We start from the raw sequence: 23,715 nt of genomic DNA, 5'->3' as shown, positions 1-23,715 counted from the left end.
ACCAGCACCATGGCACACGACGACGCCGGCGCCTCCCCAGCGGGGGAGGGCCGGCGTTCGGCGTTCCCGGGGACGGGGGACTCCGGCCCGATCTCACGGGCGGACCCGTCCGTGCCGGACGCATCGGCCGCCGGACGGTACGGGAGCGACGACGATCGACGGGCGGCTGCGGCCGCGGCCGCGGCTCCAGGCGCCCGGCCCGGGTCATCGGGCCCCGCGACGTCCGCTCCGGGCCGCCTCGTGGCCGTGGTGGGGGCTGTCGTCGCCGGGATCACGGCAGCGGTGTTCGGGACGCTGCTGCACGCGCACGTGCTCTTCGTCGCCGGTACGGCGCTGCCCGTGGGCGCGGTGGCCGCACTGGCGCTCGCCGGCAGCCTGTTCCTGCTGAGCGGGCTCTGGGCGCGGAGCGTCGCGATGACGGCGGTGGCAGGAGTGGTCGCGTACGGCGTGGTCGCCCTGCTGTCCACGTCGTCGAAGACGCTGATCCTCACCGGCTCGTCGGAGGTCGCCCCGGGGACCGCCGCCGCGGGCAACCTCTGGCTCTTCGGTGTGCTCGCGATGACGCTCGTCGCCGTGACGCTGGGCGCCGTCGTGCTGCGTCCGCAGCGGCGCCGCTAGCAGTCCGCGGAGTCAGTCCGCGGTGCGGTCCAGGTGGTGCGCGAGCATGATCGAGGTGGCCGTGCCGTCCTCGTCGGGGTCCCGCCGGGCGTACTCCTCGAACACGTCACGAATGCGGCCCATCATCTCGGCGCGGTGCTCGTCGTTGAGCCGGACGCCGAGGCGCCAGACGTCGATCTCGGACGGCTGCAGGCCCTCGATCTCCTGCAGGAACGTCTCCACGAGCACGGGCGCCGCATTCGGGATACGGCTGTGCCAGGACAACCCTGTGGCGCGATAGGGGATCTCCTTGGCGCCACGGTTGCCGGTGCGGGCGTCGTCGGCCGCGAGGAAACCGGTGGACAGGAGCGTGCGCACGTGGTGCAGCGCCGTCGCCGGATTGAGATCCAGCGTCTCGGCGATCTCCTTGTTGGTCCTCGCCTTATGGAGGCACAGACGCAGGATGCGGAGCCTGACAGGGGAGCTGAGCGCCCGGCCTCGGGCCTGGAGATCCTCGTCTGTGTCCATCCGCCGATTGTACGGGACTTCGACCTATCGATTGATAGGTCCCAATCACTGTTACGCCGTTCCCCGGCGGGGGGCCCTGCGCGCCGGAGCCGGCGGCACCGTCTTCGCGGCCGCCACATCGGAGAGGAGGACGACGTCGTCCCCCCTGCGGGTGCGCACGGTGCAGCTGGTGCCGTCCCGCGCGATCAGGTCGCCCAGCGAGTCGGTGAAGCCGTCGTCGAGGCGGCGCCGCACGACGACCCTCGTATTCAGGGGGAGCGAGGCGAGGAGGTCGAGGGGGCTCTGCACCCGTCAAGGGTAGACCTCCGGGCGCGTCGGCGCGGCCGACCCCGGGCGGGGAGCGGGTGGTCCTGCCGGAGGGAGGCGTTGCGTTAAGCTGGAGACCGCACCTCGGGTGCGCAGCCGACCCAGCTCCAACGAAAGGCGTGGGAAGTGACCTACGTAATCGCGCAGCCATGCGTGGACGTCAAGGACAAGGCCTGTATCGAAGAGTGCCCTGTCGACTGCATCTATGAGGGCGAGCGGTCGCTCTACATCCACCCCGACGAATGCGTGGACTGCGGCGCGTGCGAGCCCGTCTGCCCGGTGGAGGCCATCTACTACGAGGACGACACTCCCGAGCAGTGGGCCGAGTACTACAAGGCGAACGTCGAGTTCTTCGACGACCTCGGCTCGCCCGGCGGTGCCGCGAAGGTCGGCAACACGGGCTTCGACCACCCCATCATCGCGGCCCTGCCGCCCCAGAACCAGCCCGCGTAGGTGGTGGCCGGGGAGCCGAAGCCGTTCGGCCTGCACCTGCCCGACTACCCCTGGGACGCGATGGCGCCCTACCGGGCGGTCGCCGCCGAGCACCCGGCGGGCGTGGTGGACCTGTCCATCGGGACGCCCGTCGATCCGACCCCGGAACTCATCCGGTCCGCGCTGGCCGCGGCCGCCGATGCGCACGGGTACCCCACCACGCACGGCACCACAGCGCTGCGGGAAGCCATCAGCGCCTGGTTCGCGCGCCGCCGCGGCGTGCCGGGCCTGGATCCCCTCGACATCCTGCCCACCGTCGGGTCCAAGGAACTGGTCGCGTGGCTGCCGCTCCTGCTGGGCCTCGGCGAGGGGGACGTCGTCGTCCGTCCCACGGTGGCGTACCCGACCTACGACATCGGAGCCCATCTCGCGGGCGCGACGCCCGTCCCGGCCGATTCCCTGGCGGAACTCCCCGGGGACGTGCGCGCCCGGGTGCGCCTCGTCTGGATCAACTCGCCGGGCAACCCCACGGGGGACGTGCTCGACGTCCACGCCCTGAAGGCGATCGTCGACGACGCCCGCTCCCTCGGAGCCGTCGTCGCATCGGACGAGTGCTACGGGGAACTGGGCTGGGGCGCCTGGGATCCCGCGGAGGGCGGCGAACCCGTGCCCAGCGTCCTCGACCCACGGGTCTCCGGCGGCTCGCACGAGCTCCTGCTGGCCGTCTACTCACTGAGCAAGCAGTCCAACCTCGCCGGGTACCGTGCTGCCTTCACGGCCGGCGATCCGGCGATCATCGCCAACCTCGTCAACTCGCGCAAGCACGCCGGCATGATCGTGCCCTATCCGGTGCAGGAAGCGATGCGCGTGGCGCTCGGTGACGATACCCACGTGGCGGAACAGAAGGACCTGTACCGGCGACGCCGTGCCCTGCTGGTCCCGGCCCTCGAGGCCGCCGGATTCACCATCAGCGGTTCCGTGGCCGGCCTGTACCTCTGGGCGTCCGACGGCGAGCCCACCTGGGACACCATCGGCCGCCTGGCCGGGCTCGGCATCCTCGCGGGCCCCGGCGCCTTCTACGGGGATGCGGGTTCAGGTTTCATCCGGGTCGCGCTCACGGGCAGCGACGAGAGGATCGAGGCGGCGGTCGCCCGCCTCGCCGACCTGGTCCGCTGAGCGGCGCTGGTCACCGGTGCACGGCGAAGGGCAGCAGGATTAGTGATCGGGCCCCGCTGGCGGTAGCGTTTCAGCTGAATGTGCGTTTCCCGGAGTGACGTGTGTCCTCCTGTGTTGCGATGACGATATGTGGCGACGACCTCGCTCCAGCTCCTGAAGGAGAATCGATGACCGAGCAGAATGCTGCTTCCCTGCACTACGGCGGTGGCGAACTCAGCCTCCCGCTGGTGCCCGCCGTTGAGGGCAACAACGGCTACGACGTGTCGAAACTGCTGAAGCAGACCGGCCAGGTCACCTTCGACCCGGGCTTCATGAACACAGCGGCCACCACGTCCGCGATCACCTACATCGACGGCGACGCCGGGATCCTGCGCTACCGCGGCTACCCGATCGAGGAGCTCGCGAAGAACTCGAGCTTCCTGGAGGTCTCCTACCTCCTCATCTACGGCAACCTGCCGACACCCGAGGAACTGTCCGCGTTCGACGGACGGATCCGCCGCCACACCCTGCTGCACGAGGAGCTCAAGGGCTTCTTCGGCGGGTTCCCCCGCGACGCGCACCCCATGCCCGTGCTGTCCTCGGCCGTCTCGGCGCTGTCCACGTTCTACCAGGACTCCCTGGACCCCTTCGACGACGAGCAGGTGGAGCTCTCCACGTTCCGCCTCATGGCGAAGCTGCCCGTCATCGCGGCCTACGCGCACAAGAAGTCCATCGGCCAGCCGATGCTGTACCCGGACAACTCCATGAACCTCGTGGAGAACTTCCTGCGGCTCTCCTTCGGCCTGCCGGCCGAGCCGTACGACCTCGATCCAATGATGGTCAAGGCCCTGGACCTGCTGCTCATCCTGCACGCGGACCACGAGCAGAACTGCTCCACGTCGACGGTCCGCCTCGTGGGCAGCTCGAACGCGAACATGTTCGCGTCGGTCTCCGCGGGCATCAACGCTCTCTTCGGCCCGCTGCACGGTGGCGCGAACGAGGCCGTGCTGAACATGCTGCGCGACATCCAGGCCAAGGGGATGCAGCCCGAGGACTTCATGGAGAAGGTCAAGAAGAAGGAAGACGGCGTGAAGCTCATGGGCTTCGGGCACCGCGTCTACAAGAACTACGACCCGCGCGCCAAGATCGTCAAGGCCACGGCCCACGACATCCTCAACAAGCTCGGCGGCAACGACGAACTGCTCGACATCGCCATGCGCCTCGAGGAGAAGGCGCTCGCGGACGACTACTTCATCGAGCGGAAGCTCTACCCGAACGTCGACTTCTACACGGGGCTGATCTACAAGGCGATGGGCTTCCCGGAGAAGATGTTCACCGTGCTGTTCGCGATCGGGCGCCTGCCCGGCTGGATCGCGCAGTGGCGCGAGATGATGCAGGATCCGCAGACCAAGATCGGGCGCCCGCGCCAGCTGTACACGGGCGAGGGAGAGCGGCACTACCCCGCGATCTGAGCCGCGGGACGAGCTTTCCCGCACCCGGTACGGAAACGGCCGCCCACCATCAGGTGGGCGGCCGTCGTCGTTCCGGGACGAGGAGGTCAGGCGACCGGGGCCGTCGCGTAGCCCTGCGGGTTGTTCCTCTGCCAGCGCCAGTGGTCCTCGCACATCTCGGCGAGGGTCCGCGTCGCGGACCAGCCGAGGTCGGCCAGGGCGGAGGAGGGGTCCGCGTAGCTCACGGCCGCGTCGCCGGGCCGGCGGGGAGCGAACTCGTAGGGGATGTCCCGGCCCACCGCGGCCGAGAACGCCGTGAGGACCTCGAGGACGGAGGAGCCGTTGCCGGTGCCGAGGTTCCACGTGTGCACGCCGCCGCGCGCCACGAGGTAGTCGAGCGCGGCGAGGTGCCCCTCGGCGAGGTCGACCACGTGGATGTAGTCGCGCACGCCCGTGCCGTCCGGCGTCGGGTAGTCGTTGCCGAACACCATCACCTTCTCGCGCCGGCCGACGGCCACCTGCGCCACGAACGGCAGCAGGTTGTTGGGCACGCCGGTGGGGTCCTCACCGATGGTGCCCGAGGCATGCGCGCCCACCGGGTTGAAGTAGCGCAGCAGGGCGATGTTCCACCGTGGGTCGGCGGCACCGAGGTCCGAGAGGATGTCCTCGATCTGCTCCTTGGTGCGCCCGTAAGGATTCACGGCGTCCAGGGGGAGCTTCTCGGTGAGGGGTACCTCCTCGGAAGCACCGTACACGGTGGCGGACGAACTGAAGACCAGCGTGCGCACGCCGGCATCGTCCATCACACGCAGCAGGTTCAGCGTGCCCCCCACGTTGTTGGAGTAGTAGTACAGCGGCTTCTCGACCGATTCACCCACGGCCTTCAGGCCCGCGAAGTGGATCACGGCGTCGACCTTCTCCTCCGCGAAGATGGACCGCAGCCGGGGCTCGTCGAGCAGATCGGCCTGGTGGAACGTGGGCGTGCGGCCGGCGAGGGCCGCGACACGCTCGAGCGAGGTCTCGGTGGAGTTCAGCAGGTTGTCGACGACGACGACGTCATGGCCGTGTTCGAGCAGGGTCAGGACGGTGTGCGAGCCGATGTAGCCACTGCCACCGGTAACGAGGATCTTCATGCTTCCATCCTAGGTCGGCGTCCCACCCGACTCTTCCACCGCGTCGTCCTCCGGGCCGTCCTTCGCGTGCGGTTCCATGAGTCCAGCGAAACGGACGCGGCTCTGGAGCGGCCGCGGGTGCGGGGTCTACTCTGGGAGCCAGCCCGACCGGTCCCGAAGGAGGCCCATGTCGTACCCCGGGTACAGCACGTACTTCACCGTGGACACCTCCCAGGTGCTCCTCGTGGCGCTCTACCTGCGGGACTGCGCCGGGCTGCGGGGGGTCGGACTCCCCGCGCTGCCGCCGGTCGTCCCGTCCGTGCGGACGGTCGAGACCCGGCGGCTGACCGAGCAGGCGGGTGGTGACACGGCACCGCGGGTCGAGTGGGAGGCGTGGTGGCACAGCCTCCTCGGAGGCCGTATCAGCGACGCCGTCCTGCCCCTGCCGCCACGCTTCGAGGCGCTGGACGGCATGGAGGCGCTGAAGGCGCTCATGCGGGCCCACGTCGGGGCAGCCATGGACTGGGCCGAGGAGCGGTGCGCGGAGTATGCCCTCCACACGGGGGCGAGGGGCGCCGACAGCATGGAGTACCTGCTGGCGCGGATCGTGCAGGAACGCGAGCTGGAACTGGGCCGGGACGCCCGCCACTTCACGCTGCAGGTCGTCGAACTCCCGCTGGGCGTCCACCGCGCGTGGTGGGTGGAGCCGGACAAACTCCTGATGTGCCAGGAGCTGTTCGACGACGAGCGGTCCTTCCGCAGCTATGTGGAGCCGGTGGTCAGGGTGCTCGCCTGAGCCGTTGGCCGGTCAGGGCGTCATCCCTGCGACGGTGACGACCAGGGTCCCGGGGTCCGTCGGCGTCGGAGTCCACCCGCCGTCGGACCTCACCCATTCAAGGCCCCCGTAGGCGACCGAGGTGATGTGCAGATCGGCGGCGTTCGCGACGGCCCACTGCGCGGCCGCCCAGCCCGTCGTCCCGCTCACGCCCAGGGTGAGGGTCCTCCCGTCGGCGACGCCCCCGAGCGGCCCGAAGACCTCGTCGGCGGCGTCGGACACCGCGATGGTGTCGCCGTCCGCGGCCGGTTCCCGGAGCGTGCAGTCGAGGGCGGCAGGGGAGTTGCCCGTCAGCGCGGAGGCGAAGGCGCGTCCTTCCGGCTCGTGGTCCGCGTACGCCTCGGGGTAGGCGGACCGCTGGACCGTCTGCGCCGCCTCGGTGATGGGCAGCGTCTCGTAGCCCGGCACCTCCACCAGGGCGTCGTAGAAGGCGCCGGTGGCGTAGAGCGGCGTCATGACCTGCTCCTCCGTGCCCCAGCCCTGCGAGGGCCGCTGCTGGAACAGCCCGCGGGAGTCGGGGCCGGCGTCGTCCCCGTAGCCGATGTTCTCGAGCCGCGACTCCTGGATGGCCGTGGCGATCGCGATGGACGCCGCCCGCGCAGGCAGGCCGCGCTGGACGGCGACGCCGGAGATCAGGGCGGCGTTCCCGGCCTGCGTCGGGCTCAGCTCGAAGGTATCGGCGCCCACCGTGGCACTGCAGCGTTCACGGACCAATACCTCGCTGTCCTGGAGCTGGTCGAGCGCGAGGACGCCACCGCCGACGACGACGATCCCGAGGGCGGCGAGCATGGCACCGGTCCGCAGCCGGCGCCGGCGGCGACGGACAGCAGCGGAGGGGGGCCGCGGCACCACGGGCTAGTTGGCGTGCAGGGCCGGGTTGAGCGCGATCCCGTCGCCGGTGCGCGGACGTGCCTCGACCGCACCGGTGGCGGAGTTGCGCAGGAAGAGGATGCCCGGTTCACCTGAGAGGTCCTTGGCCTTCACGAGCGTCCCGTCCTGAAGGGTCACCTTGGTGCCGGCCGTGAGGTACAGGCCGGCCTCGACCACGCAGTCGTCCCCGAGGGAGATGCCCACACCGGACTCGGCGCCGAGCAGGCAGCGCTCACCGATGGTGATGCGTTCCTTGCCGCCACCCGAGAGGGTGCCCATGATCGAGGCGCCGCCGCCGATGTCGGAGCCGTTGCCCACCACCACACCCGCGGAGATACGGCCCTCGACCATGGAGTGGCCGAGGGTGCCCGCGTTGAAGTTCACGAAGCCCTCGTGCATCACGGTGGTGCCGTCGGCGAGATGGGCACCCAGGCGGACACGATCGGCGTCGGCGATCCTCACGCCTGCCGGCACCACGTAGTCCACCATGCGCGGGAACTTGTCGACGCCGTGCACGGCCACGGGTCCGCGCGCCCGCAGGGCGGCCCGGACGGTCTCGAAGCCCTGCACGGGGGCCGGTCCGTGGTTCGTCCAGACCACAGTGGCCAGGAGCCCGAAGATGCCGTCGAGGTTGATGGTGTTGGGCTCGACGAGCCGGTGGGAGAGCAGGTGCAGCCTCAGGTACGCGTCCTCGGTCCCGGCCGGGGCGTCGTCCGGATCCACGGCGAGGTCCACGACCCGCTGGGTCACCAGCCGCGCGTCGTCGGACCCGGAGCCTGCGAGCGTCTCGAGGGTGTTGCGCAACCCCTGCTGCGCGGCGGCGTCCATCGGATCGGCTCCGAGCCAGGGGGCGGGGAACCACGTATCCAGGACGGTGCCGTCCGAGGCCACCGTCGCGAGGCCGATGCCACCGCCCACACGCTGGGAGGCTCCGGGCAGGGAAGGGCTGGGCGTAGGAGGAGTCATGGGCAGCAGTCTACCGAGGGATAGGGTTGCAGCATGATTCAGACACCCTCCGTGGAGCTCGACCTGGCCTCCGACGTCGCCCAGCTCACAGCCCGACTGATCGACGTCGAGAGCGTCTCGGGCAACGAGGCGGGCATCGCCGACGCCGTCGAGCGGGCCCTGCGACCCCTGCAGCACCTCGAGGTGGTCCGCGACGGCGACTGCGTGCTGGCGCGGACGCGGCTCGGCCGCGCCGAGCGGGTCATCCTCGCCGGTCATCTGGACACCGTTCCGCTGCCCACCACCGCCGGGTCGAGGGGGACGGTCCCGTCCACCTGGGACGGGGATGTGCTCTTCGGCCGGGGAGCGACGGACATGAAGGGGGGCGTGGCCGTGCAGCTCGCGCTCGCCGCCGCGCTCACCGCGCCGAGCCGCGACATCACCTTCATCTTCTACGACCACGAGGAGGTCGAGGCCTCGCTCAGCGGGCTGGGCCGCGTGGCCGTGTCCCATCCGGAGTGGCTGGAGGCGGACTTCGCGGTCCTCCTCGAACCCACGGACGGCACGGTGGAGGGAGGGTGCAACGGCACCGCGCGCTTCGACGTGCGCGTCACCGGGAAGGCATCGCACTCCGCCCGCGCCTGGATGGGGGAGAACGCCATCCACGGCGCCGCCGAGATCCTCGTCCGGCTCCGCGACCACGAGCCGGCGACCGTCCATGTCGACGGGCTCGACTACCGGGAGAGCTTGAACGCGGTCAAGATCAGCGGCGGCACGGCCGGCAACGTGATCCCGGACAGCACGGTCATCGAGGTGAACTACCGCTTCGCGCCGGACAAGACGCCCGAGCAGGCGGAGCAGTACGTGCGGGCGCTGCTCGAGGGCTTCTCCGTCGAGCGGACCGACGCCGCCGCGGGAGCGCGGCCCGGTCTCCACCATCCGGCGGCGGCGGCCTTCGTGGCGGCTGTCGGCGCCGAACCGAAGCCGAAGTACGGCTGGACCGACGTCGCGCGGTTCAGCGCCCTCGGCATACCGGCGGTCAACTTCGGTCCGGGCGACGCACTGCTCGCGCACACGGACGACGAGCACGTGCAGGCCGACGCGGTGCGCGCATGCCTCCGCGCCCTGACCACCTGGCTGTCCTGACCCGACCACACACGACGAAGGGCCCGGCTGGTGCCGGGCCCTTCGTCGTCCACGGATGTGGTGCGGTGCCTCCTCAGGTGGAGGCGGCATCCATGGCGATGGCGCCCTTCGCGGCCGGCTTGCGCCCCTTCGTCCGGAAGCTGAGGAGCGTGGAGAGCCGGGTCGCCAGCGTGGAGAGCGCGAAGTTGATGGCGATGAAGATCGCTGCCGCGACGAACAGCGACGGGATCACGTTGCCCTCGCCCACCCCCAGGCGCCGCGTGAACTGCAGCAGCTCCGGGTAGGTGATGATGAAGCCCAGCGCGGAGTCCTTCAGGATCACCACGAACTGGCTGATCAGGGCCGGCAGCATGGCGATCAGGGCCTGCGGGACCTCGATGGAGCGCAGCGACTGGTTCCGGGTCAGGCCGATCGCCATGCCCGCCTCGCGCTGGCCCTTCGGCAGGCCGTGGACGCCGGAGCGCACGAGCTCGGCGATGACCGACCCGTTGTAGAGCGTCAGGGCGATGATCACGGCGATCAGTGGTGCGTCCTGCGGCTGGACGGCGCCCGAACTGCCGAGCGCCAGCCAGAAGAAGATCATCATGAGCAGCACGGGGACCGCGCGCAGGACCTCCACGACCAGGCCGGCGAACCAGCGGATCGGCGCGGCGTGCGAGAGCCTCCCGACGCCGAAGATCAGCCCGAAGAGGACCGAGGTGACGATCGAGATGCCGGCGGCCTTCAGGGTGTTGAGCAGCCCGGGCAGGATGAAGAACTCCCAGGTCCTCGACTCGAGGAAGGGTGACCACATGCTCCCGGTCAGCTGGCCCTTGTCCGCCAGGGCGGAGACCACCCAGGCGAGGATGCCGAGGACGACCAGCACACCCACGATGTTGCCGATGAGGATGTTGCGCCGGGCGCGCGGGCCGGGGGCGTCGAACAGGACCTGTTGGACGCTCATCGTGCCACCGCCAGTTTCCGTGAGGCCCAGGTGGTCAGGAGACCGATCGGGATCACCAGGATCACGAAGCCGAGGGCGAAGGTGAGGAAGATCGGGATCACGAGGTCCGACCGGAACTCGATCATGGTCTTCATGAGGCCGGAGGACTCGGTGGCGACCGAGCCGGCCGCGGCGACGGTCGAATTCTTGATGAGGGCGATCAGGACGTTGCCGAGCGGGGCGATCGCCCCGCGGAACGCCTGGGGCAGGATGATGAGGCGCGCGGCGGGGAGGAAGCTGAGTCCGATGGCACGCGCCGCTTCGGCCTGGCCGAGCGGAACCGTGTTCACGCCGCTGCGGATCGCCTCGCAGACGAAGGCGGCATGGTAGAGCGCCAGTCCCACGATCGCGATCCGGAACAGGCTGAGGTTGAGGTCACTCGCCAGGCTGATCTGCATGACGGAGAACAGACCGAGGAACCCGAACGCGAGGATGATCGTCAGCGGGGTGTTACGGAAGATGTTGACGTAGGCCGCCCCGAACCACTGCAGGCTGGGGATGGGGGAGATACGGAACAGTGCCAGCACCGTACCGATGGCCAGGGCCCAGATGGCGGCCCAGAACGACAGCTGGATGTTGACCCAGAACGCTGCGGGCACGTCGTAGGTCTCGAACAGCGACAGGTAGTTCTCCACGGTTCACCTCTTTCCTGGTGGGGAACATGGCATTGGTGGGGTGGTCCGTGCGGACCACCCCACCAATGATTGCGGTGCTACGCGCAGGGCGCCGGGGTCGGCGGGTTCAGCTCTGCGTTGAAGGTGTAGTCGGCACCCTCGGTGTTGCTGGTGATCGCTTCTTCCCAGGCACCGTCGTCAATCATCTTGGTGATGGCCGCATTGATGTCCTCGCACATGTCGCTGCCCTTGGGGAGCCCGACGCCGTAGTTCTCCTCGGAGAACGTGTTGCCGACGACCTTGAACTTGCCGGCGTTGGACTCCTGCGCGGCGAGGCCGGCGAGGATGATGTCATCGGTGGTGACGGCGTCGATCTGGCCGCCGCCCATCGCGGTGACGCACTCCGCGTAGCCGGGCTGCTCGACGAGCTGCACCCCGGGGTACTGGTCCTTGATCTTCTGGGCGGAGGTGGACCCGGTCACGGAGCACAGGTTCTTGCCCTCGAGGTCCTCGGGGCCGGCGATGTCGCTGTCCGTGGGGACGAGGAGGTCCTGGCCGGCCACGAAGTACGGACCGGCGAAGTCGACGGTCTCCTTGCGGGTGTCGGTGATGGAGTACGTCGCGAAGATCATGTCCACCTGGCTGTTGGACAGCAGGTTCTCGCGGTTCGCCGACGGGGCTTCCACGAACTCGATCTGCTCCTCGGTGTACCCGAGCTCGTTCGCGACGTACTTCGCGACGTCGACGTCGAAGCCCGAGTAGGAGCCGCCCTCGTCGTAGCCGAGGCCCGGCTGGTCGAACTTGATGCCGATGCGGACGGTCTCGGCGCTGCCGCTCTCGCCGCCCTCCGACTCGGCGCTGTCGCCGCCGCCACAGGCGGACAGCGTCAGTGCGGCCACCGCAGCTACCGCGGCTGCTGCATATCGGGTCTTCTGCATTGGTTCTCCTTGCGTTGGGGCCTTCCGGAGGCCTTCTGGTATGCGGATGGTGCGGGGGGTCAGTGCGAGAGGATCTTGCCGAGGAAGTCCTTGGCGCGCTCGCTCTGCGGATTCGTGAAGAACTCCTCAGGCGTGGCCTGCTCCATGATCTGGCCGTCCGCCATGAAGATCACGCGGTCGGCGGCCCGGCGGGCGAAGCCCATCTCGTGGGTCACCACGATCATGGTCATGCCCTCCCTCGCGAGGGCCACCATGGCGTCGAGGACCTCGTTGATCATCTCCGGGTCGAGCGCCGAGGTGGGCTCGTCGAACAGCATGACCTTGGGCTTCATGGCGAGCGCACGGGCGATCGCGACGCGCTGCTGCTGCCCCCCGGACAGCTGCGCCGGGAGCTTCTGCGCCTGGTTGTCGACGCCCACGCGCTTGAGCAGCGACATCGCGAGCTCCTTCGCCTCGCCGCCCTTCATGCCCCGGACCTTCACCGGACCGAGCGTGACGTTCTCGAGGATCGACTTGTGGGCGAAGAGGTTGAACGACTGGAAGACCATCCCGACGTCGGCGCGGAGTTTCGCCAGGGCCTTGCCCTCTGCGGGGAGCACCTTGCCGTCGATGGTGATCTCGCCGTTGTCGATGGTCTCGAGCCGGTTGATGGCGCGGCAGAGCGTCGACTTCCCGGAGCCGGAGGGGCCGATGACAACCACGACCTCACCGCGGGCGACGTCCAGGTTGATGTTCCGAAGGACGTGCAGGTCCCCGAAATGTTTGTTCACGTCCCGGAGGGAGACGAGGGGAGTTCCCGAGGACGCGGGCGCAGCCGGTTGCGGTTCACTTGTCATGGGAGAAATCTAGCGAACTATTCCCTGCCAGCAATACACAGTGGGGTAAAGGCACCGATTGTGATTAAAGAGCAATCAAAAGCCGCCCGCCGGCCTTTCCGTTGGCTAGCCTAGGGAAATGTCTCCCTCCCAGCACCCCTCGGCCAGCAGCGACACCGGGACCACCACCGTGCACGACGACGGCGCCCTTGCCGGACCGGGGCGGTCCGCAACCCCCGACACGGACGGCACGTCCGGCAGTCGTGCGACCGATCCCGCGGGAGCGGGCCGGGCCACCCGACGGAAGGGCTCGGTCGAGTTGAGGCGCGGCCAGGCGACGGTCCCGCAGTCGGACAACATGCTCCTCGACGCCGACGAATCCGGAGGCTTCACCCGCACCGACCCGTGGCGCGTGCTGCGCATCCAGAGCGAGTTCGTGGAGGGCTTCGGGACGCTGGCGGACCTTGGTCCGGCCATCAGCGTCTTCGGTTCGGCCCGGACCGCGCGCGACTCCTCGTACTACGCGATCGGCGAGGAGGTGGGCCGCAGGCTCGTGGAATCCGGCTACGCGGTCATCACGGGGGGCGGTCCGGGCGCGATGGAGGCGGCGAACAAGGGCGCCTGCGAGGCCGGCGGTACCTCCGTGGGCCTGGGCATCGAGCTGCCCTTCGAGCAGGGGATGAACGAGTGGGTGGACCTCGGCATCAACTTCCGCTACTTCTTCGCGCGGAAGACCATGTTCGTCAAGTACGCGAGCGGTTTCGTCGTGCTGCCGGGTGGCTTCGGTACCCTCGACGAGCTGTTCGAGGCGATGACCCTCGTGCAGACGGGCAAGGTGACCTCCTTCCCGATCGTGCTGATCGGGAAGGACTACTGGCGCCCCCTGGTCGAATGGATCGAAGGCACCCTGCTCGCCGAGGGCACCGTCTCCCGGCAGGACCTCTCGCTGCTGCAGCTGGTCGACACCGCCGAGGAGGCCGTGCGGATCGTGGCCGCGTCGGCCGGTCACGATCACCGCGGCTGAGGGTTGCTCCGGAGGAACTCTGACACCATAGCGCTGTGACTATCTTCCTGGTGATCTTCGCCATCCTGCTGGTGGGAGGGACCGCGGTCCTCGCCTCGGGGCGTCCGCTCCCTGCGGCCCTGCACGGGTTCGCACCGGGTACCCGCGCCGACGGGCCGGACGCCGCGGCCGTCGCCCGCACCGGGTCCGGCACCCCCCGGGTGCAGGGGGACGGGTTGGGACTGGTGGAACCGGTGGCGTCGCTGCCGCCCGTCCTGCTCCCCGACGTGCCCGCCGCGGCGGATGTCGATGCCGTCCGCTTCGGTCTCGGCCTCCGCGGCTACCGGATGGACCAGGTGGACGAGGTCCTCGACCGGCTGGCGGCGGCGCTCGAGGAACGCGACGCCCTCATCGGGGACCTGCGCTCGCGGCTCGCCGCGAAGGACGCCGGATGACCGGCATCGCGGTCCCGGGATCGGACGGCCGGCTCCGGTGCGGCTGGGCGGTCTCCAGCGCGGAGTACGAGCGGTACCACGACGAGGAGTGGGGGAGGCCCGTCCCCACCGAGGCGGGGCTCTTCGAACGGCTGAGCCTCGAGGCGTTCCAGTCGGGCCTGAGCTGGATCACGATCCTGCGCAAGCGGGAGGCGTTCCGCACGGCCTTCGCCGGCTTCGACCCGGCGGCCGTGGCACGGTTCGGCCCCGGGGACGTCGAGCGCCTGATGAACGACGCCGGTATCGTCCGCAACCGGCAGAAGATCGAGGCCACCATCTCGAACGCGGCGGCGCTGCTGGCGTTGCCGGACGGCACGACCCTCGGATCGCTGCTGGAGGCCCACCGACCCCTGCAGGAAGCCGTGCCCGCGACCCTTGCGGACGTCCCTGCCATCACGCCCGAGAGCACGGCACTGGCCCGGGAGCTCCGCAGCTTCGGCTTCCGCTTCGTGGGACCGACGACGGCGTACGCGATGCTGCAGGCCACGGGCTACGTGGACGACCACCTCCGCGACTGCTGGGTCCGGGTGGCGGCAGGGCCGGCGGTGCTCACCTCCCCGGCCGATCCGGCCGACCCGTCCGATCTGGCCGACCCGGCCGACCCGGCCGACCCGGCCGACCCGGCCGACCTGGCCGTCGCCTCCCCGACCGTTCCGTGAGCAGCACGGGGACGGCCGGGGTGCGCCGGGCATCGCTCCGCCGGGTGCCCTGGCCCGTGTCGGTGCTGGCGGTCTTCCTCGCCGGGCGCCTCGTCTCCACCGTGATCCTCCTCCTCGCTGCGTCGCGCCAGGGCGCGAGCCCCTGGTCCGGGCCCTCACCCGCCTACGGCACCTTCATCGACTACTGGGACAGCGGCTGGTACGAGCGCATCTTCACGGAGGGCTACCCCTCCGATCTGCCGCGGGACGCCGGCGGCACGGTCCTCCACAACCAGTGGGCGTTCCACCCGCTCTTCCCGGGACTGGTCCGCGCGCTCGATGCCGTCACGGGCCTCGGCTGGGGGATCCTCGCGCCCTCCGTGTCCATCGCGGCCGCTGCCGGTGCTTCCCTCGTGGTGTACCGGCTGTTCCGGCTCCGCTCCGACGCCGCGGGGGCCCTCGCGGGCGTCGCGGTGGTGTCCTTCGCGCCCGTCGCCGCCATCCTGCAGGTGCCCTACGCGGAGTCGCTTCACCTGCTGCTGCTCGCCTCCGCGCTCTACCTCGTCGCCACGCACCGCTACTACGCGGCGATGCCCGTCGTCGTGCTCATGTGTTCCGCGCGTCCTGCCGGAGTGCCGTTCGCCATCATGGTCGGGATCCTGTTCCTCCACGCGCTGCAGGTCGCGCACCGGTCGGACGGCGCCGCCGGGCGCAGCGCCGCAGGGCGGGTGCGGCCGCTGTTCCTGCTGGGGGTCGTCGCCTCGCTCTCCGCCGTCGCATGGCCCGTCGCCGCGTGGGTGGTCACCGGCCAGCGCGACGCCTATGTCGCGACCGAGACCGCCTGGCGCGGAGAGGCGCTGGCACCCTTCGTGCCGTGGTTCGAGGCGCCGGCCGCCGTGCTGGGACCCGCGGCGGGAGCGCTGGTGGTCGTGGCGCTGGTGATGGGCGGCGTCGCCCTCTTCCTCTCGCCGGCCGTGCGCTCGATCGGGCTGGTGCTCGGCGCCTGGTGCGCCGGCTACCTGCTGTACCTCGCGGCGTTCTGGGATCCGCAGTCCAGCACCTGGCGCATCCTGCTGCCGCTCTTCCCCCTGGCGCTCGCGGGCGCACGCCTGGGCGGCGGCCGCGTCCTGTGGGTGCTCCTGCCGGTGTCGGTGGTCCTCCAGTTCCTCTGGGTGGACTGGCTGTGGGCGTGGACGCCGTCCGGGCCGGACGGTGATTATCCACCCTGAGTGTGATCCACGCCGCACCTGAATTAGCAGGAGCAGGCCTTGTGCTGAATAATGAAGGGGATGACGTGCACCACCGGGACCCTCATCGGGCCACCGGGTCAGGCGCACCGTTTACTGTCGCGCTGCCGCTGACCGCGGTTGCGCCCTGTTGAAAGGGACACTCCCCATGGCTGCCATGAAACCGCGTACCGGCGATGGACCGATGGAAGTCACCAAGGAAGGGCGCAGCCTCATCATGCGGGTGCCGATCGACGGGGGCGGACGCCTGGTCGTCGAGCTCAACGCGGAAGAAGCGGGCAAGCTCAAGGACTGCCTGCTCACCGTCACCACCTAGGCGGCAGCGCCGTCAGGCGCGCTGCTTCACCGCCAGCAGGAGCCCGGTCCCGGTCGGCAGGAGCGCCGACACGAGGGACTCGTTCTCCCGGATGATCCGGCCGACCTGGCGCAGTGTGTTGGTCGACTGCTCCCGGACGGCCGGCTCGGCCACCCGGTCCTGGTCCAGGGCGTCGTTGACGATCATGATCCCACCGTCCTTGAGCAGGCGTGTGGCCTGCTCGACGTAGGCCGGGAGCCCGGGCTTGTCCGCGTCGATGAAGACCAGGTCGTACGCGCGGTCCGTCAGGCGCGGGAGGACATCGGCGGCGCGGCCCGAGATGGTGCGCGTGCGGTTGGACGGGATGCCGGCCTCCGAGTAGGCCTCGCGCGCGGCGCGGAGGTGGTCCACGTCGGAGTCGATCGTCGTCAGCACCGCGTTCCGTCCGAGTCCCCTCAGCAGGCAGACGCCGGACACGCCTGCGCCGGCGCCCACCTCGACGGCGGTGCTCGCCTTCGACGCCGCAGCCAGCACGGTGAGCGCCGCGCCGACCGCAGGCGTCACGGGGGTGACACCGAGTTCGTGGGAGCGGTCTCGGGCCCGAAGGAGGATGTCGTCCTCGTCGGGGAGTCCTTCCGTGTAGGACCAGCTGCTGTGTTTGTCGGCGGCCATGGACGTCCGTTCTATGGTTCTCGGGGATGCGGGCTGGAAGGGGCGGAAGCCCCGCCCCAACCCTACTGTGCGGCGCAGCAGGACTTCCATGCGGCGCGTCCTGTACCGGGGCGGACGGTGCGTGACCCACGGCACCGGGGGAGAGCGACGTCCACGGATCTGCCAGCGAGTTCCCAGCTTGGTACGAAAGACTTTTCTCTCGGGACATCCAGCAGCAGCGCAGTCCCGAATCCCCGGTACTCCCGCAGGTCGTGCGCCCGCGGGACGCAGCCTGTTCGGGATTCGCGGCGAGAAGGGGAACATGATGTCTAGTGTCAAGGCGGGGCAGATCGCCGTGGAGGCCGGCACGGGCGCGGACGAGCCGCTGCTCGACGAGCACGGCAACCCCTGGGTCGCACCATCCTGGGAAGAAGTCGTCACCAACTACTCACCGAAGGTCTATCGCCTCGCGTACCGGCTCACGGGCAACAGGTTCGACGCCGAGGACCTCACCCAGGAGGTCTTCGTGCGGGTCTTCCGTTCCCTCGCGAATTTCAAGCCCGGAACGCTCGACGGCTGGCTGCACCGCATCACCACCAACCTGTTCCTCGATCAGGCCCGACGGAAGACGCGCATCCGGTTCGACGGACTCACCGAAGAGGCCGAGAGCCGCCTCCCGAGCAAGCACCCGGGCCCCGAGCGCAGCTTCGAGTTCAACAACCTGGACATCGACGTGCAGTCGGCACTGGAGGAACTGCCGCCGGACTTCCGCGCAGCCGTCGTGCTCTGCGACCTCGAAGGCCTCGCCTACGACGAGGTGGCGCAGGTGCTCGGGGTGAAGCTCGGTACCGTCCGCTCGCGCATCCACCGCGGCCGCACCATGCTGCGGGAGAAGCTCGCCCACCGCGACCCGCGCCGGTCGGGCGGGAACGGTCCCGCCCTCGGCGTGCCACGGATCGCCGGTCTGGGCTAGGCCGATGCTGCATCCCCATCGCTCGCTACAGGACCTCGTCGACGGTGAGTTGTCCGACAGGCGCCGCATCGCTGTGGAGCGCCATGTCTCCCGCTGCGCCTCGTGCGCTGCGGGCGTGGCCCGGCTCCGACGTCTCAAGAGCGCGCTGCTGGGACTGCGCAACCCGTCACCCGACCCGGACCTGCAGCGCAGGCTGCTGTCGCCCGGGTTCGGGTCCGCCGGGGTCCAGGAGCGGACCGGCTCGAGTGCGGCCTTCGTACGCGCCCATCACGAGCGCACCGGTCCCGTCCGCAGCCGCCGCACGCTGGTCGCCACGGCCGGTGGGTCCGCCGCCGTCGTCGCCGCGCTCCTGGCCAGCGCCTACGTCATCGGATCGGAGACCCGGCCCGCGACGGTCGCCGAGGCCGGCGGCACCACCGCGTTGCGCGCCGGCTGGGAGGCCGTGGCACCCCGGACGCCCACCTACCTGGACACCGACCAGCTGGAGACCCTGCGGGCCGGCGGCTGGTACTGCCCGGAACTCGAATCGCTCGGCTTCGACCTCCGCAGCGCCGAGGGCATCACCGTCGACGGCACACCGACCCTGGAACTCGTCCTGGAGAACGACGGCGACACCGTGACCGTCTACGAACAGCGAAAGGTCGGCGGCGCTGTGGATGCCGCTGCTCCGCCGCTGAACGCCGTTACCGGGAACATCGTGACGCAGGACGGCTTCGAGCACGTCGGCGGTGCAGGCCAGGACGTCTGGGTCCTCTCCGGCCGGCCCTGGCAGGTAGTCCTCGATTCGCCGTCGGTCACCTACACCGTGGTGTCCGACCTGCCCGCGGCCGCCATGCCACAGACGCTCAGCCAGCTCGTGACGGCGGAGCACGCCCAGCTCGCGCTGGCGCCGCAGGGCGGGGACGACTCCATGGTGGAGCGCATCCTCCGCGGTCTCTCGACGATCACCCACCCCGAGGAGAACGGCGGCTGACCGGCGGTGTCGCCGGTCCGTGACTCCCACGGGCACGGCCGGCCCGCGGTGGCGGCGAATGTGGTCGGCGCAGGCCGGGAAGGTAGTCTTTTCACGTGTTGGGAATCAACGGCCTCGAACTCGTGGTCCTGGCGATCATCGCCGTCATGGTGCTCGGCCCGGAGCGTCTTCCGGAGTACGCCGCCCAGCTCGCCCGTCTCGTCAAGGGCCTGCGCCGCATGGCCTCGGGTGCGCGCGAGCAGCTCCGGGAGGAAGTCGGTCCGGAACTGGACGAGGTCGACTGGCGGAAGCTCGACCCACGCCAGTACGATCCCCGCCGGATCATCAAGGAAGCCCTCCTCGACGACATCGAGGACGTCTTCAAGCCCGTGAGCAGCGGCGCCCCGAAGGCCGCCCCTGCTCCCGCGGTGGCAGCTGCCGGTGCCGTCCGCCCGGATGCGACCGTGCCGTTCGGCCCCCGCCTCGGGACGGGGCAGTCCGCTCCGTACGACCTCGAGGCCACCTAGACCCGGGGATGGCGCTCCGCTCGGCGGCGGCTCTCGTCAGCGCGGGCTGAGCGGCAGCTTCAGGCCGTCCAGGCCCCGTGGGCGACGGGCGAGCACAGCGGCGATGGCCTCCAGCTCCGCACGGGCCCTCGAGCCGTCCCGGCCGAGGACGAGAGGAGTGCCGGCGTCGCCGCCCTCGCGCAGGGCCACCTCCAGCGGGATGCTGCCGAGCAGGGGGACCTCGGTGCCGAGCGTGTCCGTCAGCCTCGCTGCGAGGGTGCTTCCACCTCCCGCGCCGAAGAGTTCGAGCCGCCCGCCGTCGGGCAGCTCGAGCCAGGACATGTTCTCGATGACGCCGGCCACGCGCTGACCGGTCTGCGCGGCCATGGCGCCGGCGCGTTCGGCGACATCGGCGGCAGCGCTCTGCGGGGTCGTGACGACCAGGAGCTCCGACGACGGCAGCAGCTGGGCCACGGAGATGGCGATGTCGCCCGTGCCCGGCGGCAGGTCCAGGAACAGGGCGTCCAGGTCACCGAAGTACACGTCCGTCAGGAACTGCTCGAGCGCCCGGTGCAGCATCGGCCCGCGCCAGGAGATGGGCTGGTTGCCGTCGACGAACATGCCGATGGAGATGACCTTCACGCCGTGGGCGACGGGCGGCAGGATCAGCTCGTCGACGCGGGTGGGCTGCTGCGTGATGTCCAGGAGGGCGGGGACCGAGAACCCGTAGACATCGGCGTCCACGATCCCCACGCGGAGCCCCTGCGCCGCCATCGCGACCGCGAGGTTCACCGTCACGCTCGACTTGCCGACACCGCCCTTCCCGCTGGCGACCGCGTAGACGCGCGTGAGGGATGACGGCTCGTTGAACGGGATCCCGCGGCGGCCGCCGGCGCCCTTCAGCCGCTCCTTCAGGGCGTCGCGCTGGGCCTGGTCCATCACGCCGAGCTCCACCTCGACGTCGTCGACGCCCTCCACGACGGACAGGGCGGCCTCGGTGTCCCGCCGGATGGTGTCCCGCAGGGGACACCCGGCGATGGTCAGGAGGACCCGGATCCGGACGGTGCGCCCCTTGACGGCGACCGCGTCGACCATGCCGAGTTCGGTGATGGGACGGCGCAGCTCGGGGTCGATCACCGAGGTGAGGGCGTTCCGCACGGCCTCCTCGACGGGCAGGGCGGCACTCACCGGACGGGTTTCCTCCCGGCGGGCTGGACCTTCGGCAGCGCCACCGTACTCTCCGAGGGCTTCCGGGGCCTGCGTTTCTGCAGGGTCAGTTCCTGTCCGTCGGTCGTCTCGAGCAGCTCTTCGAGGACGGAGCGCAGCTCGGACCGGACGTAGTCGCGTGTCGCCACCTCGCGCAGGGCGATGCGCAGCTCCGCGATCTCACGCGTGAGGTACTCGGTGTCGGAGAGGTTCCGCTCCGCCCGCTGGCGATCCTCACGCATGGAGACGCGGTCGCGGTCGTCCTGGCGGTTCTGCGCGAGAAGCAGCAGCGGTGCCGCATAGGAAGCCTGCAGGGAGAGCATCAGGGTCAGTGCCGTGAACCCGAGGGCCGCGCTGTCGAAGCGCAGGTTCGCCGGAGCGACGGTGTTCCACGTCAGCCAGACCGCGACGAAGACCGTCATGTAGAAGAGGAACTGCGGCGTGCCCATGAAACGGGCGATGTTCTCCGTGCCGCTGCCGAAGCGGTCCGGGTTCGGTCGCAGGCGCGGGAGGAAGCGCTTGCGCGTCTCGCGCGGCGTATCCAGTCCGCGTGAATTCGACCTGATCCTCTCAACCACGGCGGTCACCTCGTTTCGGTCCGGATGTGTCGTCCTGGGCCCGCCAGTCGTCGGGCAGCAGGTGATCCAACACGTCGTCGACGGTCACGGCGCCCACCAGCCTGCCATCGGCGTTGACCACCGGCAGCGAGTTCAGGTTGTAGGTGGCGAGGATCCTCGACACCTCGCTCACGTTCGCCTGGTCGCCCACGGCCTCGAGGTCCGTGTCGATGATGTTGCCGAGCGGCTCGGGTGGCGGGTAGCGCAGCAGCTGCTGGATGTGCACGACGCCGAGGTAGCGCCCCGTCGGCGTCTCGAGCGGCGGGCGGCAGACGAAGATCGAGGAGGCGAGGGCCGGGGTCAGCTCCTCCCGGCGGACGTGCGCGAGCGCCTCGGCGACGGTCGCCTCGGGAGGGAGGATGACGGGCACCGTGGTCATGAGCGAACCGGCGGTGTCCTCCTCGTACTCGAGCAGGCGGCGTACGTCCTCGGCGTCGTCGGGCTCCATGAGCTGCAGGAGCTCCTCCTTCTGCGCCTCGGGAAGCTCGTTGAGGAGATCGGCCGCGTCGTCGGGGTCCATCTCCTCGAGGACGTCGGCCGCGCGCTCGCGGGTCAGGGACTGCAGGATCTGGACCTGGTCGTCGTCGGGCAGTTCCTGGAGGACGTCCGCGAGGCGGTCGTCCTGGAGCTCGCCGGCGACCTCGATGCGCCGTTTGTCGTTCATCTCGTGGAGCGCGTCGGCGAAGTCGGCGGGCTTGAGGTCGTCGTGCTGGGCGACGAACTGGGTGGCGCCCTGCGGTTCGTCCGTGGTGCCGTGGAAGGCGTCGAGCCAGTCGATGATGAGGCGCTCGCCGCCGCGACGCAGGCCGCGCAGGGGGGAGGTCGATCCGCCGCGTCGCACGAACAGCTGGGAGACGTGCCAGTCGCCCGCACGGTTGCGCTCCATCGCGATGTCCTCGACGACGGCGCTCCCGCTTCCGTCACGCAGGGTCAGGCGTCGGTCGAAGAGCTCGGCCACCACCAGCATCTCCGCACCACGCTGCTCGAAGCGGCGGAGGTTGACGAGGCCGGTGCAGATGATCTGGGACGGGTCCATCGAGGTGATGCGCGTCATGGGGACGAACACGCGCTTCTTGCCGGGAACCTCGACCACGAGGCCCACGACCTGCGGAGGCCTGGTCGGGCCGCGGTCGAGGACGACGGCGTCCCGGAGGCGGCCGAGGCGGTCACCCAGGGGGTCGAACACATCGAGCCCCAGCAGTCGGGCGACGAAGACGCGGGTCGGGTTGTTAGTCACAGCTCTAGGCTATCCGCCGCCGCACGAGGGGACGGCATCGGGACGGCATCGCGACGGTCGGTCGGACCGCCGGCGGTGGTACGGCATCTGCGGCGGGCCCTCCCTGCCGGTGGCGGGGGAGGCGGGAGTTCACCGCGGGCGATACTCCTCCCACGTGATCGAGCAGTACGCAAGAATGGGATGCATGTCGACACCACCTCTCGGAACCACTGCCTCCCGCGACCTGGGCCGGGTGCTGCCCACGGGCGAGACCATCGGCCGGTACACGGGGTACCTCGATGCCCAGAAGGCCGTGGACTACCTCGCCGACCACAAGTTCGCGGTCGAGCGGGTGGCGATCATCGGCAACGATCTCAAGACGGTGGAGCGCGTCACCGGGCGCCTCAGCTACCCGCGGGTGGCGCTCGGCAGTGCCGCGACCGGCGCCTGGTTCGGCCTCTTCGTGGGTGTGATCCTGAGCCTTTTCGCCGGAAGCGAGACCGGCGTCACGATCACGTCGTCGATCGCGCTCGGAGCGATCTTCTGGCTGCTGTTCGGCGTCATCACCTACGCGTTCCAGCGGGGCAAGCGTGACTTCACCTCCACGAGCCAGGTCATCGCGACGAGCTACGACGTCATCGTCGATCCGAGCGTGGCGGCCGACGCACGCCGGTTGCTGCAGCAGCTCCCGATGAACGGGCAGGCCCAGCACCCCGGCGCGAACCCCTCCGCCTGGGGCCAGGCACCCGGGCAGACATCCGGCCAGGCGCCCGGCCAGGCCCCCGGGCAGGGGCCCGAGCGGCCCGCGTCGTGGAACGATCCCTTCCCGGGGCAGCAGCAGCCGCAGCAGGCGGGGACGGCCGAGGGGCAGACCGCCGGTCCCGGCACGAGCGGTCCGCGCAGGGGGCAGTTCCCCGACCTTCCCGACGGCCGGCCCCAGTACGGTGTGCGCGTCGAGGACCAGCCCGGCGCGCCGGGGGCCACGGAGGCCCCGGTGCAGTCGGCGGACGGCGGGCAAGACGGTCCCGTGGAGGACGGACGGCCCGGGACCCACGGCTCCAGCTCGGCCGGGGGACCGCACCAGGGGTAGCAGCGGCCGGACAGCAGCGGCTGGGGAGCGACCGACGGCGCCGCCGGACGGCGCCGGAGAAGGCAGTTCCAAAGAAGGCAGGGACCCTCGGGTCCCTGCCT

27 protein-coding genes and 1 pseudogene are annotated in these 23,715 nt (G+C 70.3%); 15 read left to right on the top strand and 13 right to left on the bottom strand.

What is annotated here, in order from left to right:
• Window positions 1-9 precede the first annotated feature (9 nt).
• Window positions 10-618, top strand: coding sequence for a hypothetical protein (locus ACX80U_RS00565; RefSeq protein ID WP_459267073.1), 609 nt, complete (start codon window positions 10-12; stop codon window positions 616-618).
• Between the two features lie 12 nt (window positions 619-630).
• On the opposite strand, the gene ACX80U_RS00560 is transcribed toward ACX80U_RS00565, so the two are convergent.
• Both ACX80U_RS00560 and ACX80U_RS00555 read right to left on the bottom strand, forming a co-directional pair.
• Window positions 631-1,125, bottom strand: a complete 495-nt coding sequence (locus tag ACX80U_RS00560; protein WP_208741610.1) for an ArsR/SmtB family transcription factor — start codon at window positions 1,123-1,125, stop codon at window positions 631-633.
• Between the two features lie 51 nt (window positions 1,126-1,176).
• Window positions 1,177-1,413: a hypothetical protein gene (locus ACX80U_RS00555; RefSeq protein ID WP_459267072.1), complete on the bottom strand. Its 237-nt coding sequence runs from the start codon at window positions 1,411-1,413 to the stop codon at window positions 1,177-1,179.
• Between the two features lie 144 nt (window positions 1,414-1,557).
• Between ACX80U_RS00555 and fdxA the strand changes: the two genes are divergently transcribed.
• From fdxA to ACX80U_RS00540, 3 genes are all read left to right on the top strand, one after another.
• On the top strand, window positions 1,558-1,884 hold the full coding sequence (gene fdxA / locus ACX80U_RS00550; protein ID WP_049829022.1) for a ferredoxin: 327 nt from the start codon (window positions 1,558-1,560) through the stop codon (window positions 1,882-1,884).
• 3 nt (window positions 1,885-1,887) lie between these two features.
• A complete protein-coding gene (gene dapC / locus ACX80U_RS00545) occupies window positions 1,888-3,039 on the top strand; it encodes a succinyldiaminopimelate transaminase (RefSeq protein WP_459267338.1) in 1,152 nt (383 codons plus the stop codon).
• Between the two features lie 167 nt (window positions 3,040-3,206).
• Window positions 3,207-4,490, top strand: coding sequence for a citrate synthase (locus ACX80U_RS00540; RefSeq protein ID WP_133083290.1), 1,284 nt, complete (start codon window positions 3,207-3,209; stop codon window positions 4,488-4,490).
• A gap of 86 nt (window positions 4,491-4,576) precedes the next feature.
• On the opposite strand, the gene galE is transcribed toward ACX80U_RS00540, so the two are convergent.
• Window positions 4,577-5,602, bottom strand: a complete 1,026-nt coding sequence (galE, locus tag ACX80U_RS00535; RefSeq protein ID WP_459267071.1) for a UDP-glucose 4-epimerase GalE — start codon at window positions 5,600-5,602, stop codon at window positions 4,577-4,579.
• A gap of 166 nt (window positions 5,603-5,768) precedes the next feature.
• Between galE and ACX80U_RS00530 the strand changes: the two genes are divergently transcribed.
• On the top strand, window positions 5,769-6,377 hold the full coding sequence (locus ACX80U_RS00530) for a hypothetical protein (protein ID WP_459267070.1): 609 nt from the start codon (window positions 5,769-5,771) through the stop codon (window positions 6,375-6,377).
• A 12-nt stretch (window positions 6,378-6,389) separates the two neighbouring features.
• Here the strand turns inward: ACX80U_RS00530 and ACX80U_RS00525 are convergent, their stop codons facing one another.
• Together ACX80U_RS00525 and dapD are read right to left on the bottom strand one after the other, a co-directional pair.
• Window positions 6,390-7,205 (bottom strand): hypothetical protein, encoded by an 816-nt coding sequence (locus ACX80U_RS00525; RefSeq protein WP_459267337.1) that lies wholly within the window; start codon window positions 7,203-7,205, stop codon window positions 6,390-6,392.
• Between the two features lie 66 nt (window positions 7,206-7,271).
• On the bottom strand, window positions 7,272-8,252 hold the full coding sequence (gene dapD, locus ACX80U_RS00520) for a 2,3,4,5-tetrahydropyridine-2,6-dicarboxylate N-succinyltransferase (protein WP_459267069.1): 981 nt from the start codon (window positions 8,250-8,252) through the stop codon (window positions 7,272-7,274).
• Between the two features lie 33 nt (window positions 8,253-8,285).
• On the opposite strand from dapD, the gene dapE reads away from it, so the two are divergent.
• Complete coding sequence (gene dapE, locus ACX80U_RS00515) at window positions 8,286-9,377, top strand: succinyl-diaminopimelate desuccinylase (protein WP_459267068.1); 1,092 nt, start codon at window positions 8,286-8,288, stop codon at window positions 9,375-9,377.
• A 73-nt stretch (window positions 9,378-9,450) separates the two neighbouring features.
• Here the strand turns inward: dapE and ACX80U_RS00510 are convergent, their stop codons facing one another.
• The 4 genes from ACX80U_RS00510 to ACX80U_RS00495 form a co-directional block, all read right to left on the bottom strand.
• Window positions 9,451-10,320 (bottom strand): amino acid ABC transporter permease, encoded by an 870-nt coding sequence (locus ACX80U_RS00510; protein ID WP_133080996.1) that lies wholly within the window; start codon window positions 10,318-10,320, stop codon window positions 9,451-9,453.
• On the bottom strand, window positions 10,317-10,994 hold the full coding sequence (locus tag ACX80U_RS00505) for an amino acid ABC transporter permease (protein ID WP_133080995.1): 678 nt from the start codon (window positions 10,992-10,994) through the stop codon (window positions 10,317-10,319). The genes ACX80U_RS00510 and ACX80U_RS00505 overlap by 4 nt, the downstream gene beginning before the upstream one ends.
• A gap of 77 nt (window positions 10,995-11,071) precedes the next feature.
• The gene (locus tag ACX80U_RS00500; RefSeq protein ID WP_133080994.1) at window positions 11,072-11,911 is read right to left on the bottom strand and encodes a transporter substrate-binding domain-containing protein; all 840 of its coding nucleotides are present in this window, start codon (window positions 11,909-11,911) and stop codon (window positions 11,072-11,074) included.
• A 59-nt stretch (window positions 11,912-11,970) separates the two neighbouring features.
• Window positions 11,971-12,747: an amino acid ABC transporter ATP-binding protein gene (locus ACX80U_RS00495; RefSeq protein ID WP_459267067.1), complete on the bottom strand. Its 777-nt coding sequence runs from the start codon at window positions 12,745-12,747 to the stop codon at window positions 11,971-11,973.
• A gap of 118 nt (window positions 12,748-12,865) precedes the next feature.
• Between ACX80U_RS00495 and ACX80U_RS00490 the strand changes: the two genes are divergently transcribed.
• The 5 genes and pseudogenes from ACX80U_RS00490 (at window position 12,866) to ACX80U_RS00470 (ending at window position 16,424) form a co-directional block, all read left to right on the top strand.
• Window positions 12,866-13,750: an LOG family protein gene (locus ACX80U_RS00490; protein WP_459267066.1), complete on the top strand. Its 885-nt coding sequence runs from the start codon at window positions 12,866-12,868 to the stop codon at window positions 13,748-13,750.
• A gap of 35 nt (window positions 13,751-13,785) precedes the next feature.
• Window positions 13,786-14,184: a DivIVA domain-containing protein gene (locus ACX80U_RS00485; protein ID WP_459267065.1), complete on the top strand. Its 399-nt coding sequence runs from the start codon at window positions 13,786-13,788 to the stop codon at window positions 14,182-14,184.
• A pseudogene (locus ACX80U_RS00480) lies at window positions 14,181-14,747 on the top strand (DNA-3-methyladenine glycosylase I); the annotation flags it as partial. The gene ACX80U_RS00485 and the pseudogene ACX80U_RS00480, both read left to right, overlap by 4 nt.
• 131 nt (window positions 14,748-14,878) lie before the next feature.
• The gene (locus tag ACX80U_RS00475) at window positions 14,879-16,090 is read left to right on the top strand and encodes a hypothetical protein (RefSeq protein WP_459267064.1); all 1,212 of its coding nucleotides are present in this window, start codon (window positions 14,879-14,881) and stop codon (window positions 16,088-16,090) included.
• Between the two features lie 166 nt (window positions 16,091-16,256).
• The gene (locus tag ACX80U_RS00470) at window positions 16,257-16,424 is read left to right on the top strand and encodes a DUF3117 domain-containing protein (RefSeq protein ID WP_087076540.1); all 168 of its coding nucleotides are present in this window, start codon (window positions 16,257-16,259) and stop codon (window positions 16,422-16,424) included.
• 12 nt (window positions 16,425-16,436) lie between these two features.
• Here the strand turns inward: ACX80U_RS00470 and ACX80U_RS00465 are convergent, their stop codons facing one another.
• Window positions 16,437-17,075 carry an O-methyltransferase gene (locus tag ACX80U_RS00465; protein WP_459267063.1) on the bottom strand — a complete coding sequence of 213 codons (639 nt, stop codon included), beginning with the start codon at window positions 17,073-17,075 and terminating at the stop codon, window positions 16,437-16,439.
• Between the two features lie 304 nt (window positions 17,076-17,379).
• On the opposite strand from ACX80U_RS00465, the gene sigE reads away from it, so the two are divergent.
• The 3 genes from sigE (at window position 17,380) to ACX80U_RS00450 (ending at window position 19,506) form a co-directional block, all read left to right on the top strand.
• Window positions 17,380-18,027: an RNA polymerase sigma factor SigE gene (gene sigE, locus ACX80U_RS00460; RefSeq protein WP_432206143.1), complete on the top strand. Its 648-nt coding sequence runs from the start codon at window positions 17,380-17,382 to the stop codon at window positions 18,025-18,027.
• A gap of 4 nt (window positions 18,028-18,031) precedes the next feature.
• Window positions 18,032-19,000, top strand: a complete 969-nt coding sequence (locus tag ACX80U_RS00455) for an anti-sigma factor family protein (protein ID WP_459267062.1) — start codon at window positions 18,032-18,034, stop codon at window positions 18,998-19,000.
• A 95-nt stretch (window positions 19,001-19,095) separates the two neighbouring features.
• Complete coding sequence (locus tag ACX80U_RS00450) at window positions 19,096-19,506, top strand: Sec-independent protein translocase family protein (protein WP_459267061.1); 411 nt, start codon at window positions 19,096-19,098, stop codon at window positions 19,504-19,506.
• 36 nt (window positions 19,507-19,542) lie between these two features.
• On the opposite strand, the gene ACX80U_RS00445 is transcribed toward ACX80U_RS00450, so the two are convergent.
• Genes ACX80U_RS00445 through ACX80U_RS00435 form a run of 3 tightly spaced genes read right to left on the bottom strand, consistent with a single transcriptional unit; the run spans window position 19,543 to window position 22,545 of the window.
• A complete protein-coding gene (locus ACX80U_RS00445; protein ID WP_459267060.1) occupies window positions 19,543-20,673 on the bottom strand; it encodes an Mrp/NBP35 family ATP-binding protein in 1,131 nt (376 codons plus the stop codon).
• Window positions 20,670-21,269: a DUF1003 domain-containing protein gene (locus ACX80U_RS00440; RefSeq protein WP_459267059.1), complete on the bottom strand. Its 600-nt coding sequence runs from the start codon at window positions 21,267-21,269 to the stop codon at window positions 20,670-20,672. Before ACX80U_RS00440 ends, ACX80U_RS00445 begins: the two co-directional genes overlap by 4 nt.
• Window positions 21,262-22,545, bottom strand: coding sequence for a magnesium transporter MgtE N-terminal domain-containing protein (locus tag ACX80U_RS00435; protein WP_133080982.1), 1,284 nt, complete (start codon window positions 22,543-22,545; stop codon window positions 21,262-21,264). The genes ACX80U_RS00440 and ACX80U_RS00435 overlap by 8 nt, the downstream gene beginning before the upstream one ends.
• Before the next feature lie 184 nt (window positions 22,546-22,729).
• On the opposite strand from ACX80U_RS00435, the gene ACX80U_RS00430 reads away from it, so the two are divergent.
• Window positions 22,730-23,614 carry a general stress protein gene (locus ACX80U_RS00430; protein WP_459267058.1) on the top strand — a complete coding sequence of 295 codons (885 nt, stop codon included), beginning with the start codon at window positions 22,730-22,732 and terminating at the stop codon, window positions 23,612-23,614.
• The last annotated feature ends 101 nt before the right edge of the window (window positions 23,615-23,715 follow it).

The sequence above is a fragment of the Arthrobacter sp. TmT3-37 genome, assembly GCF_054510835.1.
Note: the sequence above shows the minus strand (reverse complement) of the source record. Positions and strands in the feature narration are given on the sequence as shown.